General features: G+C 30.6%; 17 protein-coding genes. 11 read left to right on the top strand and 6 right to left on the bottom strand.

Annotated elements, in window-relative coordinates; translation table 11 throughout:
* Positions 1 to 4 precede the first annotated feature (4 nt).
* Positions 5 to 1,324, top strand: coding sequence for a RagB/SusD family nutrient uptake outer membrane protein (locus tag SLH33_RS10495; protein ID WP_320419054.1), 1,320 nt, complete (start codon positions 5 to 7; stop codon positions 1,322 to 1,324).
* A 114-nt stretch (positions 1,325 to 1,438) separates the two neighbouring features.
* Positions 1,439 to 2,188, top strand: a complete 750-nt coding sequence (locus tag SLH33_RS10490) for a LytTR family DNA-binding domain-containing protein (protein WP_320419053.1) — start codon at positions 1,439 to 1,441, stop codon at positions 2,186 to 2,188.
* A gap of 35 nt (positions 2,189 to 2,223) precedes the next feature.
* On the opposite strand, the gene SLH33_RS10485 is transcribed toward SLH33_RS10490, so the two are convergent.
* A complete protein-coding gene (locus SLH33_RS10485; RefSeq protein WP_320419052.1) occupies positions 2,224 to 3,546 on the bottom strand; it encodes a serine hydrolase in 1,323 nt (440 codons plus the stop codon).
* Positions 3,547 to 3,636: 90 nt separating this feature from the next.
* On the opposite strand from SLH33_RS10485, the gene SLH33_RS10480 reads away from it, so the two are divergent.
* From SLH33_RS10480 to SLH33_RS10470, 3 genes are all read left to right on the top strand, one after another.
* Positions 3,637 to 4,848 (top strand): cysteine desulfurase, encoded by a 1,212-nt coding sequence (locus SLH33_RS10480; RefSeq protein WP_320419051.1) that lies wholly within the window; start codon positions 3,637 to 3,639, stop codon positions 4,846 to 4,848.
* Positions 4,849 to 5,269: 421 nt separating this feature from the next.
* Positions 5,270 to 6,304: a zinc metalloprotease gene (locus SLH33_RS10475; protein WP_320419050.1), complete on the top strand. Its 1,035-nt coding sequence runs from the start codon at positions 5,270 to 5,272 to the stop codon at positions 6,302 to 6,304.
* Between the two features lie 86 nt (positions 6,305 to 6,390).
* The gene (locus SLH33_RS10470; RefSeq protein WP_320419049.1) at positions 6,391 to 6,810 is read left to right on the top strand and encodes a hypothetical protein; all 420 of its coding nucleotides are present in this window, start codon (positions 6,391 to 6,393) and stop codon (positions 6,808 to 6,810) included.
* A gap of 1 nt (position 6,811) precedes the next feature.
* Here SLH33_RS10470 and SLH33_RS10465 read toward each other — a convergent pair whose 3' ends face one another.
* Both SLH33_RS10465 and SLH33_RS10460 read right to left on the bottom strand, forming a co-directional pair.
* On the bottom strand, positions 6,812 to 7,450 hold the full coding sequence (locus SLH33_RS10465; RefSeq protein WP_320419048.1) for a ribonuclease H family protein: 639 nt from the start codon (positions 7,448 to 7,450) through the stop codon (positions 6,812 to 6,814).
* A complete protein-coding gene (locus tag SLH33_RS10460) occupies positions 7,443 to 8,012 on the bottom strand; it encodes a phosphoribosylglycinamide formyltransferase (RefSeq protein WP_320419047.1) in 570 nt (189 codons plus the stop codon). Before SLH33_RS10460 ends, SLH33_RS10465 begins: the two co-directional genes overlap by 8 nt.
* Before the next feature lie 170 nt (positions 8,013 to 8,182).
* Here SLH33_RS10460 and SLH33_RS10455 point away from each other — a divergent pair, with 170 nt between their 5' ends.
* The 5 genes from SLH33_RS10455 to pyk all read left to right on the top strand — a co-directional run bounded on the left by SLH33_RS10455 (position 8,183) and on the right by pyk (position 12,404).
* Positions 8,183 to 8,419 carry an acyl carrier protein gene (locus SLH33_RS10455; protein ID WP_320419046.1) on the top strand — a complete coding sequence of 79 codons (237 nt, stop codon included), beginning with the start codon at positions 8,183 to 8,185 and terminating at the stop codon, positions 8,417 to 8,419.
* A 5-nt stretch (positions 8,420 to 8,424) separates the two neighbouring features.
* Complete coding sequence (gene fabF / locus SLH33_RS10450) at positions 8,425 to 9,675, top strand: beta-ketoacyl-ACP synthase II (RefSeq protein ID WP_320419045.1); 1,251 nt, start codon at positions 8,425 to 8,427, stop codon at positions 9,673 to 9,675.
* A 3-nt stretch (positions 9,676 to 9,678) separates the two neighbouring features.
* Positions 9,679 to 10,416: a ribonuclease III gene (gene rnc / locus SLH33_RS10445; protein WP_320419044.1), complete on the top strand. Its 738-nt coding sequence runs from the start codon at positions 9,679 to 9,681 to the stop codon at positions 10,414 to 10,416.
* An 85-nt stretch (positions 10,417 to 10,501) separates the two neighbouring features.
* Positions 10,502 to 10,972 (top strand): IPExxxVDY family protein, encoded by a 471-nt coding sequence (locus tag SLH33_RS10440; RefSeq protein WP_320419043.1) that lies wholly within the window; start codon positions 10,502 to 10,504, stop codon positions 10,970 to 10,972.
* A 4-nt stretch (positions 10,973 to 10,976) separates the two neighbouring features.
* Positions 10,977 to 12,404, top strand: a complete 1,428-nt coding sequence (gene pyk, locus SLH33_RS10435; RefSeq protein WP_320419042.1) for a pyruvate kinase — start codon at positions 10,977 to 10,979, stop codon at positions 12,402 to 12,404.
* A gap of 51 nt (positions 12,405 to 12,455) precedes the next feature.
* Here the strand turns inward: pyk and SLH33_RS10430 are convergent, their stop codons facing one another.
* Positions 12,456 to 14,756: a M20/M25/M40 family metallo-hydrolase gene (locus SLH33_RS10430; RefSeq protein WP_320419041.1), complete on the bottom strand. Its 2,301-nt coding sequence runs from the start codon at positions 14,754 to 14,756 to the stop codon at positions 12,456 to 12,458.
* 105 nt (positions 14,757 to 14,861) lie between these two features.
* On the opposite strand from SLH33_RS10430, the gene SLH33_RS10425 reads away from it, so the two are divergent.
* On the top strand, positions 14,862 to 15,329 hold the full coding sequence (locus SLH33_RS10425) for a CBS domain-containing protein (RefSeq protein ID WP_320419040.1): 468 nt from the start codon (positions 14,862 to 14,864) through the stop codon (positions 15,327 to 15,329).
* On the opposite strand, the gene SLH33_RS10420 is transcribed toward SLH33_RS10425, so the two are convergent.
* The gene (locus tag SLH33_RS10420; protein ID WP_320419039.1) at positions 15,330 to 15,680 is read right to left on the bottom strand and encodes a hypothetical protein; all 351 of its coding nucleotides are present in this window, start codon (positions 15,678 to 15,680) and stop codon (positions 15,330 to 15,332) included.
* 10 nt (positions 15,681 to 15,690) lie between these two features.
* Complete coding sequence (locus SLH33_RS10415) at positions 15,691 to 16,146, bottom strand: DUF305 domain-containing protein (RefSeq protein ID WP_320419038.1); 456 nt, start codon at positions 16,144 to 16,146, stop codon at positions 15,691 to 15,693.
* Positions 16,147 to 16,183 lie beyond the last annotated feature (37 nt).

Raw genomic sequence — 16,183 nt, 5'->3', positions numbered from 1 at the left:
AATAATGAAAAAAATTATAAACATATCACTCATATTATTAATGAGCTTAGGTTTTAGTTCTTGTAATGATTTTCTAGATATAGAACCAGAAGGAAAAGTAATACCTAAAAACTTAGAAGAAAATAGAGCTTTAATTACTACGGCATATAATACATTTCCAGTACATAAATCTTACACAGCTTTTAGGTCAGATGAATTAATTTTAGATAGTAGTACTGATGATACTCCGTTTTTTAAAGATTTTTATCTGTGGAATGATACAAACCCAGATCCTATATCATATGAGTATCCTTGGCTTCAATTTTATACAACTATATTTTATAGTAATCATATTATAAATGAAGCCGTAAAAACGATTAAAGATTCAGAAGAAAAAAATCAATTAATAGGGGAGGCATATGCTTTGAGAGCTTATAGCTATTTTGATTTGGTTAACCTTTATGGTAAGCCGTATGCTATAGAAACTTCTGGTCAAGATAAAGGAGTACCTATTGTTCTAATTACAGATTTAGAGCAAGTATTATCACCTTCTCCTGTAGCAGATGTTTATGAACAGGTTTTAGCAGATATTCAAAAAGCTAAAGAATTGATTAACATAAATACTCAACAAATTGGTAAAAACTATCGTTTTTCTAAAAATGCTTTATATACTTTAGAAGCAAGAGTTTCTTTGTATATGAATAATTGGGAAAAAGCATTACAATCAGTTAATAAAGCATTAACTTATAATGAAACACTTACTGATTTTAATGTAGAAAGCACTTTGCCTAACCAATATAATTCAGTGGAATCTATTCTTGCATTAGAGGAAGTATTTGGATATAAAATAAATAACGCTTCTTTTATATCAACTGATTTAATTGATTCATATGATAGAGTTAACGATTTACGTTTTGATTTGTATTTTGTTAGTGACGGAGATAATTATAAAGCAAAAAAAGGTGGGTCTCAAGATTTTATTTGTTCAATGAGAACTTCAGAGCTTTTTTTAATAAAAGCAGAAGCTTTATTAAACTTAGATCAATTAGAAGCATCTAAAACAACATTACTTTCATTACTGAAAAAACGTTATGCAACAAATTACCATTCAACGTTAAGTGCCGAAATACAATCTTTAAATGAAGTGGAGTATACCCAAAGATTATTAGAAGAAAGAAGAAAAGAGTTAGCATTAGAAGGGCATAGATGGTTTGATTTAAGAAGAACAAATCAAAAAGAAATCAATCACACATATGATGGTACAGTATATACGCTTGAGCAAAATGACCCAAGATATACTATACAATATCCTAGAAGCGCTAAGCTTAACAATCCTAACTTGTAGTATTTTGAATTAATTGAATTGTTAAACCTTACAAGGTAAAAGGACCTAGCATTATATTGCTAGGTCTTTTTTAATTTACTTATTTATGTATTTTTGAGGTTTAATAATTATAATATGAACATTGTAATAATTGAAGATGAAGATTTGGCAGCAAATCATTTAAAAAGTAAGTTATTAGAACAAAATGTAGTACCAATTCAATCAATAAAAAGAATAACTTCGGTGAGTGAGATGAGTGGCTTTTTTAATGATTCATCAACAGATTTGGTATTTTTAGATATTCATTTAGCAGATGGAAACAGTTTAGAAACTCTTTCAAATATTGATGTTAAAATTCCAATTATTTTCACAACAGCCTATCATGATTATGCTGTTGATGCATTTAAACATTTTGCTATTGATTATCTTTTAAAGCCTTTTGATATTGAAGCTTTAGAAAAATCTTTAGAAAAATTAATATCCTTTAAACAATCTTTTCAAGAAAATATAAATCATTTTTCAGAGAGAAATAAAGGCGCATTTCAAAAAAGATTTTTAGTCAATCAAGGAAATGAGTTATTATCTATTAGTGTTGATGACATCTCTTTTTTTTATGGATTTGGAAAACATTTGTTTATATACACAAACAATAAAAAAAGTTATTTATACAATGATACTATCAAAAATGTAATTACTAAGTTAAATCCTGATGATTTTATTAGAATTAATCGAAACTATATAATAGGTTTTAATTCAGATTTTAAAGTGATAAAACACAGTTCTTTAAAAATTGAAATTGTAATGACACAAGAAAACCCTAACAAAGAGCAGGTTTTTGTAAGTAAAAGTGAAATTAAGTATTTTAAAGAGTGGCTTAACAAGTAATTTTTTTAAAAACACTAAAAATTGTTTGTTAAGGTTTATTCTATAGCGCTAATAATTTCTTTTAAAAACTGGTTAACATCAAGGTTTTTTGTTAGTCCTAATCGAACCACTACCAAATCTTGTTCAGGCAAAATAAATACATACTGACCTTGGTATCCGTTAAAAGAATACATGCTTGTTGGTACGTCTGGAAACCTATTTCCTGCATTCAGCCAAATTTGAGCGCCATACCAGCCATTTGAAGTAGGTGTTGGAGTTGTAGCGTATTCTACCCAGTCTTTATCAAATAAATGTTCTCCTTTCCAGTTTCCGTTGTGTAAGTATAATAAACCTAACTTTGCCCAATCTCTTGCGGTTGCCCAGGCATAAGAAGAGCCCACATAATTTCCGCTTAAATCGGTTTCAACAACCATAGAGTTCATTCCAATTTTATCAATTAAATCGGTATACCAAAAATCTAAATATTCTTGATGTGTTTTAAATTGTTGTCTTAAAATTCCAGATAATAAATTTGAAGTTCCTGAAGAATAGTTCCAAGAAGCGTTTGGTTTACCAATAAGTGGTTTTTTTAATTGCAATTGAGGCATATTTTCTTCTAAAAATAACATTTTAGTCACATCAGAAATAGAATTATAATCCTCATTCCATTCTAAACCACTGTTCATCTGTAATAAATTGTGGAGTGTTATGTTTTTACGCTCGTCATTTTGCCACTCTTTAATGGGTGCTTTCGCTTGAACATCTATTTTTCCTTGACATTGTAATATACCAAATAAAGTACCTGTAATACTTTTGGTCATGGACCAGCCTAATAACAGTGAATTTTTATCAAAACCTTCATCATATTGTTCCGCAATAATGCTGTTCTTATAAATAACTACTGTAGCTCTTGTTTTGTATTCATCACCAAAAATACTGTTAACAGTTTCTTTTACTTTGTCATAGTTTACATTCGTAAAAACAGTATCAATAGGTTCAGCATTTCCATAAGGAAAAGGAGTATTGTTGTCAGGAGTAGATCGTTTTGGAGTTAATGGATTTGAGTTTGGCTCATAATTATCAGTAACTAAAACGCTACCTAATCCTTCTCTGTAAATTGCTTTTCTGGTTAATAAACCTACAGCAGATGAGGTTGCCGATTTTTCTTCTGGATTAATTTTGTCGGAAGCAAGGTTTATTGGAGGAAATTCATTATCGTTTTTATCAGTAAATTCTAAACTTCTGTTAGCTAAAAATACTGATGAAGCTGTGTTTTTTGCGGAATAGCCTGCAATAATATTTAGTTTAGGATAATTGTAAAAAATAGTCAGCGTAAGTAATATAGCTATAAGTAAAAGAACTCTTTTTATGGTTTTCATGGTTAGTTGTTTAAAACAAATGTAAGAATTTAAATGTTTGATTGTTGGTTTAAAAAGCAAGCGCTACCTTTGCTTAAAATTTGAGTTTTTATGTTTGATATTGATAAAATTCGTGCTGATTTTCCTATTCTTAAAAGAAAAATTCACGGAAAACCCTTAGTATATTTTGATAACGGAGCAACATCTCAAACTCCTCAAGTGGTTATTGATGCTATTGTAGATTATTATTCTAATTACAATGCCAATATTCATAGAGGTGTGCATACCTTGAGTCAAGAAGCTACTGATAAATATGAAGAGGCACGTATAAAAATTCAAAAGCATTTTAATGCAAAGCACCCATATGAAATTATTCTTACTTCGGGTACTACTGAAAGTATAAATATTATTGCGTCAGGTTTTTCTTCTCTTTTAAAAGAAGGAGATGAGGTTATTGTTTCTGCACTTGAGCATCATTCAAACATAGTTCCATGGCAAATGATGTGTGAAAAAACAGGAGCGATTTTACGTGTTTTACTAATGGATGATGATGGTTCATTACGTTTAGATCTATTTGATGAAATGCTAAACAACAAAACTAAATTGGTGTTTTGTAATCATGTGTCAAATGCATTAGGAACCATAAATCCTATTGAAGCAATTATTCATAGAGCACATAAATTTGGAGCCTATGTATTGGTAGATGGTGCGCAGGCTTGTCCGCATATCAAACCTAACGTACAAGAGCTAGATGTTGATTTTTATGTAGCTTCAGCTCACAAAATGTGTGGTCCAACTGGAGTTGGTATGTTATATGGTAAAAGTGAGTTGTTAGAAATGTTACCTCCGTATCAAGGAGGAGGAGAAATGATTGAAACCGTAACATTTGAAAAAACTACCTACGCAGGTTTACCTCATAAGTTTGAAGCAGGGACTCCTAATATTTGTGGTGGGATTGCCTTTGGTACCGCTATAGATTATATGAATTCTATAGGTTTTGATAGTATTGAAAATCAAGAAAAAGAATTACTGAGCTACGGAACACAAAAACTACAAGATATTGAAGGATTAAGAATTTATGGTACATCGCATAAAACTTCAGTAATTTCTTTCAATTTAGAAGGTATTCATCCATATGATGTTGGAGCAATTCTTGATAAACTTGGTGTAGCGGTAAGAACAGGACATCATTGTGCGCAACCTATCATGGATTTTTATAAAATTCCTGGTACGGTTAGAGCGTCGTTTGCTTTTTATAATACCAAAGAAGAGATTGATATTTTAGTGGAAGCTGTTAAAAAAGCTAAATTAATGTTGAGTTAATTTTAAAAAAAAATATAATCAATGAAGCGATCTTTTAAGGTCGCTTTTTTTATTTCAACAGATTGATTCGGAATCGTTTTTAAATTAATGAAACCTAACTAAAAATACATTTTTGATAAATAATTAGCCTTTTTTTAAAGGAAAACGTAAATTAAAATTATTAGCAATTAATGTTATTTTGTTTTAAAAGCTCAGTAGAATAAAGGTTTTTAGGGTGTTTTAAAGAAAAATTAAAAAAAATAGGAAAGCTTAAAAAATTATGTATATTGCGCATCGATAAAAATTAACCTATGTTAATAGATTTTTTCAATAAAAAATTAACAAAAAATGTAAGATAAAATCATTTTTTTAAACTTTTTATTGATTTTTTAAATATGAAAAAGACCATTATTTAATTAATTTTTTTAAACCCTTTTTTAAAATGAAAAGAATTTTTTTATCATTGGCAGTTGCAGCAGCTGTTTTAGTAGGATGTCAAGACAACGAAAAGAATGTGGAGTTAGCACAAGAACAAATTATTGATATGAGCGATTTTTATGTTCATACAGATGCAGATCAGTCTAGAGGAGTATCAGAATCTTGTCATTCAATGCGTGTATTGAACCGTCAATTAAAAGAAAATCCAGAATTGTACAAAAAAATGTATGATGTTGAGTATGCTACAAGAAAGTTTATAGCAGCTAAAGGAAAGCCAGGTAACGGAGGAGGAAATAATGGTGGTGGAAGTGAACCAACTCCAGATAACTTAGGGGTAATTAATATTCCTGTATACGTTCATGTAGTGTATAGTAATTCAAATGAAAATATTAGTGATGCTCAAATAGCTTCTCAAATCAGTGTTTTGAATGAAGATTTTAGAAAGCAAAATTCTGATGTTAGTAATGCGCCAGCTGAATTTGCTCCTTTAGCTGCTGATTCAGAAATTACTTTTTCTTTAGCAGGTACTTTTAGGTATGCAAGTTCAACAACTTCTTGGGGAACAAATGATGCTGTAAAAGCTACTTATCCGCCAGTTACTCCAGAAACCCATTTAAATGTTTGGGTGTGTAATATTGGAGGAGGAATTTTAGGGTATGCGCAATTTCCTGGAGGTAATTTAGCTACAGATGGTGTTGTTTGTGCGCCGCAATTTTTTGGCAAAACAGGTTATGTTCAAGCGCCTTTTAATAAAGGTAGAACAATGACGCATGAAGTAGGGCACTATTTAAACTTACGTCATATTTGGGGAGATGGAAGATGTAAGCAAGATGATTTTGTGGCAGATACCCCGTCTTCAGATGGTCCTAACTACGGATGTCCAACTTACCCAACAGTTAACTGTCGTACAAATGACATGACAATGAATTATATGGATTATGTAGATGATGCTTGTATGTATATGTTCTCTGAAGGGCAAAAATCTAGAATGAGAGCTATCTTTCAATCAGGAGGAGCTAGAGCTTCAATGATAAACTAATTAGTTGCAAATAAAGTACAACATATATAAAGACATCAATTTTAATTGATGTCTTTTTTATATATTTACTCTAAAAACTATAAAAGATGAAGCCTTTAACCAAATTATTACCAATTGTTTTTTTATTAATGATAAATTGTGTTGCTCAAAAAACTACAGTTACTTATGATGAGGTTGTATATGAAGCTATAACAAGAGGAAGATTTAAAAATATTACGGTTGTAAATTCTGAAGTAAAATATAAATCCTCAGATGAGGAGAAGAAAACGGTTATTTCTTCTGAAGAAGTTAAACAGTTAAATGATGCTGTTAGTAAGCTTAAATTGGAAGAGATAAAAAATTTGAAAGCACCAACAAATAAAAGAATGTATGATGGTAGTATGCATGCTGTTGTAAAAATTAAAATAGGAGAAGATCAATATGTGTCATCTACTTTTGATGATGGTCATCCGCCAAAAGAACTACAAGAACTGGTTAATGTGTTAATGGATTTTATAGAAAAATAAATTATTTTCTGCCAAAGTCTGCAGGAATTTCTCCCCAAGCTTTGGTTTCCCATTTTAAAATAGGGTTCTTATATGTGTTTTGCTGAAGCCATTTTTCAGCACGTTTAATCATTTCTAACAATTCTTTATTCTTTTGATTAAACTCAATATTGGTTCTGCATTGTTTCTTTTTTACCCAACCCATTGCAATTTTTGAATCTGAATAAATTGGGTAGTTATGCATGTTTTTGCTTTTTAATAAAGCAATTCCATGTACCAGAGCTAAAAATTCACCTATATTATTAGTTCCACTTTTAAAAGGCCCTTGAATAAAAACTTGCTTTTTGGTTCTTGTCAAGACACCTCTATATTCAAGAATCCCAGGGTTACCTGAGCAAGCAGCATCTACAGATAGGCTTTCTAAAATAGGATTGCCATATTTGGCTTTTTCTTCTGCAGATAAAATAGCTTTTTTAGTGTCTTTGCCTTTGTAATCATTGTAGGACTTTTTAAAAGCTATTTCGGCTTCCTCTTTGTTGGTAAAAGCTTTGTATTGAGCGCCTTCAAATCCGCTTATTTGTTCTTTACATACGTTCCAAGAAGTAAAAACACCCGTTTTTTTTCCTTTCCAAACAACATAATATTTTTTCTTTTTACTCATCTTTTAAAATAACTTCTTCAATTACCTTCGGAAAGTATTTATATTCCAATTCATGAACTTTTTGAGCAATTTTTTCAGGTGTATCGTCTAAAGAAATAGCTGTTTTTGCTTGAAAAATGATAGTGCCTTCGTCATAATTTTCATTTACATAGTGAATGGTAATACCAGTTTCAAGTTCATTATTTTCTTTTACAGCTTTATGAACGTTCATTCCATACATCCCTTTTCCACCGTATTTTGGAAGCAACGCTGGATGAATATTAATGATTTTATTAGGAAAAGCTTCAATGATATTAGCAGGTATTTTCCATAAAAAACCTGCCAGAACAATAAAGTCCGCTTCTTGTTTTAATAGCTCTACTATATCATTACTTTCAAAAAAAGTGTTCCTTTTAAATGTTAAAGTTTTGATTTTTAAAGATTTAGATCTTTGTAAAACTTTGGCATGTTCATTGTTAGAAAGCACTCGGGTAACAATAGCGGTTTCAGAAGATTGAAAAAACCTAATAATATTTTCGGCGTTTGTACCAGAGCCGGAAGCAAAAATTGCAATACGTTTCATTCTTAGTAAAGTTGCGTTGTTACTGCAAAAAAAAGAATAATTATTAACACAGGGGTGGTCTAAACCAAAAGATTTTTTTAATTTAGACTTCACATTTTTGAGGAAAAATTAGAATTAAAAGGTAAGATTCGTATTTTTGCCCCGATTTTAAATTTAAAAATTAGAAAATTATGTCAGACATTGCATCAAGAGTAAAAGCAATTATCGTTGATAAATTAGGAGTTGACGATAACGAAGTAACTAACGAAGCAAGCTTCACTAACGACTTAGGAGCAGATTCTTTAGACACTGTTGAGTTAATCATGGAATTCGAAAAAGAATTTGATATTCAAATTCCAGATGATCAAGCTGAAAATATAGGAACAGTAGGTCAAGCAATTAGCTATATAGAAGAAGCAAAAAAGTAAATTATATGCAATTAAAACGAGTTGTAGTAACTGGACTTGGCGCATTAACGCCAATAGGAAATAATGTAGAACAATACTGGAATGGCTTAGTTAACGGAGTTAGCGGCGCTGCGCCTATTACGTACTTTGATGCTGCCAAGTTCAAAACTCGTTTCGCTTGCGAACTTAAAGGTTTTGATCCAAAAGAATATATGGATCGAAAAGAAGCTCGTAAAATGGATAGGTTTACTCAGTATGCAATGGTAGCTTCAGATGAAGCAATAGCCGATGCTAAATTAAACCTTGATGAAATTAATAAATTACGAGTTGGAGTTATTTGGGGAGCAGGTATTGGTGGTTTAGAAACTTTTCAAAATGAAGTAATAAACTATGCCCAAGGAGATGGTACCCCAAGATTTAACCCTTTCTTTATACCTAAAATGATTGCTGATATTGCTCCAGGAAACATTTCTATTAAAAATGGCTTTATGGGGCCTAACTATACAACAGTATCTGCGTGTGCTTCTGCAGCAAATGCAATGATTGATGCGTTAAATTATATACGTTTAGGACATTGCGATGTTGTAGTAACCGGAGGTAGTGAAGCAGCAGTTACAATTGCAGGAATGGGAGGATTTAATGCAATGCATGCATTATCAACCAATAATGAAAATCCAGAAACCGCATCAAGACCATTTGATGCCACAAGAGATGGATTTGTTTTAGGAGAAGGAGCCGGCGCTATTATTTTAGAAGAATATGAGCATGCTAAAGCACGTGGCGCAAAAATTTATGCAGAAGTAGTAGGCGGAGGTCTATCTTCAGACGCTCATCATATGACTGCACCACACCCAGAAGGAATTGGTGTAATTGCAGTAATGAAAAATTGCCTTGAAAATGCTGGTTTAAAACCAGAAGAAGTAGATCATATTAACACCCATGGTACTTCAACACCATTAGGTGATGTAGCAGAGTTAAAAGCAATTTCTGAAGTTTTTGGAGATCATGCTAAAAATATAAACATTAACTCTACTAAGTCTATGACTGGGCATTTATTAGGAGCAGCTGGTGCCGTAGAAGCTATAGCTGCAATTTTAGCAATGGAGCATGGTGTAGTTCCTCCAACCATTAACCATACTACGGTTGATGAAAACATTAATCCCGAATTAAATCTTACGCTAAATAAAGCCCAAAAAAGAGATATTAAAGTAGCTATTAGTAACACATTTGGTTTTGGTGGACACAATGCTTGTGTTGCCTTCAGAAAGTTAGACTAATACATGAATTTTATTCGTAGAATAGTAAAGCCTCAGAATAAAGACGATGAAGAGTTCTTCTACGAACTAAAAAATTTATTAAACTTTAAGCCTATAAAGCTCAATTATTATAAAAAGGCATTTACCCACAGGTCTTTAAAAATGACCGATAAAGATGGTAAACCAATTAATTATGAGCGATTAGAATTTCTAGGCGATGCTATCTTAGGATCTGTAATTGCATCTTATCTTTACAAAGAAGCTCCAAAAGGAGATGAAGGATATCTTACGCAAATGCGTTCAAAAGTAGTAAGCAGAGAAAATCTTAACCAACTAGGAAAAGAATTAGAGTTAATTAAATTTGTTCGTAGTAATATATCTAGTGAGCAGGTTGGAGAAAATATTCATGGAAATATTTTTGAAGCCTTAGTGGGTGCAATTTATTTAGATAGAGGCTACAACTACTGTCATCAGTTCATTTATGAACAAGTAATTATTCCTTATGTTGATATTCAACACTTAGAAGGTAAAGTTGCTAGTTATAAAGGGTTGATTATAGAATGGTGTCAAAAAACAAAGAAAAAATACAATTTTGAAAGTTATGAAGATACCGGGAATCAATCTGTAAAACACTTCAGTGTTCGAATTTCAATAGACGGACAAAAAATAGCAAAAGGGAGAGCAACTTCTAAAAAGAAAGCAGAGGAAATGGCTGCAAAAAGAGTTTATTATGCTTTTCAAAAGCAAATAGCTAATACATAGCCTTTAGCCGAAAACGTTTTCGTTAATTTCCCAGTAACTTAACAATACATTCAGTACCTTAGCGTGAGTTGAATGATAATTTTATATGCCTATATACTCATTAGAAATCAATGAATTTTATAATAACGACTATGCTTTAATAGGTGTTCATACCACTTTAGAAGATTATAGGTTAGCTTTTTTATTAAATAAAACAATAGGTGTAAAATTTAAACGAGCAAATTACGATCTAGATTTTAAAAGCAAAAAACACAATTCATTTTATTCTGTATATGATTATACAAATAAAAAGTTAGGATTAGATTGGTTTTTAATTTCAAATGTATATAAAACCCAATTAGAAAATATTAATTTTGAGCTTTTCAATGAAAGCGAAACTATAATATATCTTATTCCTGAAAAAAAACGAGTTGATTTTTTTTTAAAAATAGAAGGAGATTTTGATTATGATTTTATTGTAAAGACAACAGAAAAAATAAATCAAATTCCACAAGTAATTACCTCTTATTCAATTGATTCAAATACCCTAAAATCTAAAGAATTTTTAATTTTTTAATCTTATGCCACACAATAAAAAAACTAAAATAGTAGCCACCTTAGGCCCAGCAACTAATACAAAAGAAATCCTAACACAAATGGGCGCTGCAGGAGTTAATGTTTTTAGAATTAACTTTTCTCATGCTAACTATGATATTATCAAAGAACAAGTAAAGCAAATAAGAGAAATTAATGCAGAGAAAGGATATAATGTTGCAATTTTAGCTGATTTGCAAGGACCAAAACTTCGTGTAGGTGTAATGCAAGAAGGAATTGAGTTAAAAGCTGGTGATATTTTTACTTTTACAACAGAAGAATGTGAAGGAACCAAAGAAAAGGCATTTATGACCTATCAACGCTTTCCTAAAGATGTAAAACCGGGAGAAAATATTTTAGTAGATGACGGAAAGTTAAATTTTGAGGTAATTTCTACAGATAAAGAAAAGGAAGTTGTAACTAAAGTGGTTGTTGGAGGGCCTTTAAAATCTAAAAAAGGAGTTAACTTACCAAACACCAATATTTCATTACCAGCATTAACAGAAAAAGATAAAAAAGATGTAGTTTTTGCTTTACAGCAAGAAGTAGATTGGATTGCATTATCTTTTGTAAGAAACCCTGAAGATTTGCGTATGCTACGTGATTTAATCAAACAAAAATCACAGTATAGAGTTCCTGTAATTGCTAAAATTGAAAAACCGGAAGCGGTTGAAAATATTGATGCGTTAATACCTTACTGTGACGGATTAATGGTTGCACGTGGTGATTTAGGAGTTGAAGTTCCAATGCAAGAAGTGCCGTTAATTCAAAAGAGTTTAGTACAACGAGCTAAAAAAGCAAGAATTCCAGTAATTATTGCTACACAAATGATGGAAACTATGATCCAAAATCCAGTGCCAACACGTGCAGAGGTAAATGACGTAGCAAACTCTATCATGGACGGAGCAGATGCAGTAATGTTATCTGGAGAAACATCTGTAGGAAAATATCCAGTTGAGGTAATTAAAAAAATGACTGAAATTATTGGTAGCGTTGAATTTTCACCATTAATTAAAGTGCCAATTGAGCCGCCACATGTGCGTACCAATCGTTTTATTACCAAATCGGTTTGTTACCACGCTGCATTAATGGCAGATGATGTAAAAGCAGCAGCTATTTCAACATTAACAAATAGCGGTTATACAGCATTTCAAATTTCTGCTTGGAGACCAAAATCTCATGTATTAGCATTTTCATCAGAAAAAAGAATTTTAGGAAAATTAAATTTACTTTGGGGAGTAAGAGCCTACTATTATAATAGAGATTTAAGTACAGATGATACGGTAAAAGATATTAATGAAATTATTAAAGAAAAAGGATTTGTAACGCCTGGTGATTTTGTAATTAATTTAACCTCTATGCCAGTAGAAGAAAAAGGAATGGTTAATACGTTGAGAGTTTCTCAAATAGATTAATAAGAAAATTATAAAACAGAAAAGCGCAGTGAGAGCTGCGCTTTTTTTATATTAAAAAGTTAAGTTTTTGCTACATATAATGGCATCATTGGTTACAAAAGGCATTGGTAACATACTCTCACTCCGTGGCTTTAAATGGAAGCTTTCATGGGTGAGTAAATCATTAGAAATTTCATTTAAAGTTATAAGTGGTTTTTCATCTTTATTAAAAGCTAAAGATACTTTTAAATCATTATCGGTATTTGCCATATAATATACTAACAAAGTTTCTTTTGTAAGTGTGGTTTTTGTATCGTAAATAACTGCTGAATTTGCCGTAAGATGAGAAAGTGTTAACTCTTTATGGTTAAATAATTCATATTTAGTTATTTTTCTTGTTGGGGTAAGCGTAAAATCTATATGCCTAATATTTTCAATAATTGTGTCTTTGGAAATGGTTATTTCTGAAGGCTTTATATTTCTACTCTCTGTTTTTTTATGATAGGTAAAATGAGAGTTGTATTTACTTTTGGTTTCAGCATTTGCAATTCCTCCTTCTTTATAATCATTTTTAAAAACCTGTTCAACGTAACTATCAAAATTTTTATTGTATGTAGCCCAATAAGCATTATTATCATCAGAATTTTGAATATAAACCAAACTATTAGGTTTTTTTCTGTTGGTTGTAAAGCCACTATTAAACGTAGCAATAATGAAAAAAATGATGGAAAAAAAGCCAAAAACCGATTGCCATCCGTTTTTCTTTTTTTGCTGATGGAAAATAGGAACCAACAACCCTAAAACTAAACTTATTAATAGTGCAGAAATAAAAAGGTTTTTTAACCCTAAACCTACTGGAAACATTTTTACTAAAGGAGCAAAAATATAAATGGTTGGCACAGAAAATATTGCAAAAAGTGTAGGTCTAGACCTTTTTTTAATGTCTGTAAATAATAGTATCGATAAAATTAAAAGCGCTACAAACACCGGAATGATAAAAAATGAAGCTCCTTTTAAATACTGATAAGTTAAAAAATTAATAGCTATCCAAATAATAATAGGAGCTATTAACAAATCTGAGGAAGTATTAGGTTTAAACTGGTTGTAAATTTTAAAAGTGATATAAATACTTAACACAACAAAGGCAGCTATATAATAATATCCGTTGTAGGTAAATCCATGTAGCATATCTTGATACTGAGGATGTATGAACAATAATAATTTCCATAATAGATAAGATATACTACCACATAAAATGACAGATACTAAAAAAGGAACAAAACCTTTAAATATACCTGTTATAGTCAGTTTGTTTTTTTGAATTCCTATAAAAACTAATACAATTAATGCTACGAGAGCAATTAATAGTAAAGGTAAAATCCATGAGAACGGATAGGTAATGAATTTTGTAAGCGGAAAATTTACATATACCCAATCCTCATCGCTATGCAAATTTGATAAATCACTATTCGAAAAATAGTTTAGGCTTGTGGTGAAATAATCTACTTGGTGGACTAATGATTCTCGGTCTAAACGACTGTAATTATCTTGTGATGTATGGTAATCAAAATGATCATCAATAAACGCAAAATTAAATCCGTTAATATCGCATTCTTCTCTTAAAACCGTTAAATCGGTATCATTAGGAAGCATTTTATACACACTGTACGTTAACGAATTTGCTACTGGATAATTAGGTTGTGCTTTTATAAATTCTGATAATAGCTTACTGTTTTTACCGTTGGTTTCCATTAGCATATAACTAGGGCCACCGCTTCCACGTGCTTCAAAATTCAAAACTAAGCCAACATTTTTAGCTAACGGATGTTTTTCAACAAAGGCTTGGGCACCTAACAGTCCCAATTCTTCAGCATCAGAAAAAACAATGATAATATCATTCTTAGGTTGTTGTTTTTTAGCTATATAAGCCCTTATGCCTTCTAAAATAGTCACAATTCCTGATCCTGCATCAGAAGAACCAATGGCTGAATGCGGATTGCTATCGTAATGTGAAAGCAATAAAAGTGATTTTTGAGCATGATCGGTTCCTTCAATTTTAGCAATTATATTTTCAACAGTGGTTCCTGCTTTCCATTTTTTATTAAAAACGGTCTCTATTTGAATTTCGGGTGTTAGCCCAATCTTTTTTAATTCATTAAATAAATAATTCTGAACATTTTTATGTTCTTCAGTACCTACTGGATGTGGTTTTTGAGAAATATTTTTTAAATGATATAAGGCTGTATTTACCGAAAAATCTTGTGGATTGCTATCGTCTTTATCTGCATAATAATGAGGTTTCATATCAAAAAAACTCCAAAAAACAGTTAGAGCAATAATAAAAAAGGCTAAAAAATTAAATGTTGATTTCATAGTTAGTTTTTATAACGATAAATGTAGAAAAATTAAATTATAACCTATGTTTTTTGTAAATCATTAAAAATCAGTATATTTAATACCTTTCTAAATCAAAAAGTTATGGCTATTAAAAGTTTTCAAGGAAAAAGAACTGTTGTTCATCAAAATGTACAAGAACCTATATTAGTTTCTGACTATATGACAAAAAAACTCATCACTTTTACAGCAGATCAACTCATTGAAGAAGTGATTGAAACGCTAATTACTAATCGAATTTCTGGTGGGCCTGTGGTGAATGAACAGAATGAACTGATAGGAATTATATCTGAAGGAGATTGTATAAAACAAATTTCCGAAAGCAGATATTATAATTTACCAATTGATCAAAACAGTACAGTTGAAAAAGCAATGGTAAAAGAGGTGGAAACCATTGATGGTAATATGAATATTTTTGATGCTGCTAATAAATTTTTAGAATCTAAAAGAAGACGTTTTCCTATTGTAGAAAACGGAAAATTGGTTGGGCAAATAAGTCAAAAAGATGTACTAAAAGCAGCAATGAAATTAAAAGGTAATACATGGAAATAATCAATCTCTTTTAATTAATAAAAGCATATCATTATCCAATACTAAATATCCTTGATCATACACATAAAAATAGGTATTCTCTGTTTTTGTGGTGTAAATTGACGTGAATAATTGAAAGTCAAATCCTTTTTCAATTAGCTTTCTTCTTATAATCTTTGTTTTTCCTGTTGTGTTGAGTTCGGTTAAAACTTTATAATTCTTTTTTAGACGGTTATTTATATTTCTAATTAGGTTTTTACTGTCTTTATCAATTTTATTATTATAACTGTTTCTACAGTAGTCAGAGCAGAATTTTTTATCGCTTCTACCCACTATTTTTTCATCGCATTCTAAACATTCTCGAACAACCATAAAAAATGTTTTAATTGTTTTCTAATCTTTTAATCATTTTTTTCATCTCCGCTATTTCTTTTTCTTGAGCTTTTATAATTTCATTAGCTAATTTTTTTACTTCAGGATCTTTTAAATCAGCTCTATTACTTGTTAAAATTGCAATGGAATGATGAGGTATCATAGCTTTCATCCATTTAGTATCATTTATAGGAATTTGTTTTCTAACTAAAAAAGTACACGATGCCATAAGTAAAACACTACATACAACAATAGCTATATTTTTAAATTTGTTTTTATACATCTTTCTCATGAATAAAAACATAATAATTGCCATTGCACCAGCACCAATGAGTGTCATATACATTCTTGTCCAGCTAAAATAAACATGACTAAACTCATAAGTGTTAAAGTACATAGTTATATACATTACTATGGTTGAAGTAATCAGCATTAAAATAAATGAGGTATAATTTGACTTATTCATAGTTTTTAATTTTTTATAAGATGTTGATTATAAATAT

This window comes from Tenacibaculum sp. IB213877 (assembly GCF_034043975.1).
GTDB lineage: Bacteria > Bacteroidota > Bacteroidia > Flavobacteriales > Flavobacteriaceae > Polaribacter.
Note: the sequence above shows the minus strand (reverse complement) of the source record. Positions and strands in the feature narration are given on the sequence as shown.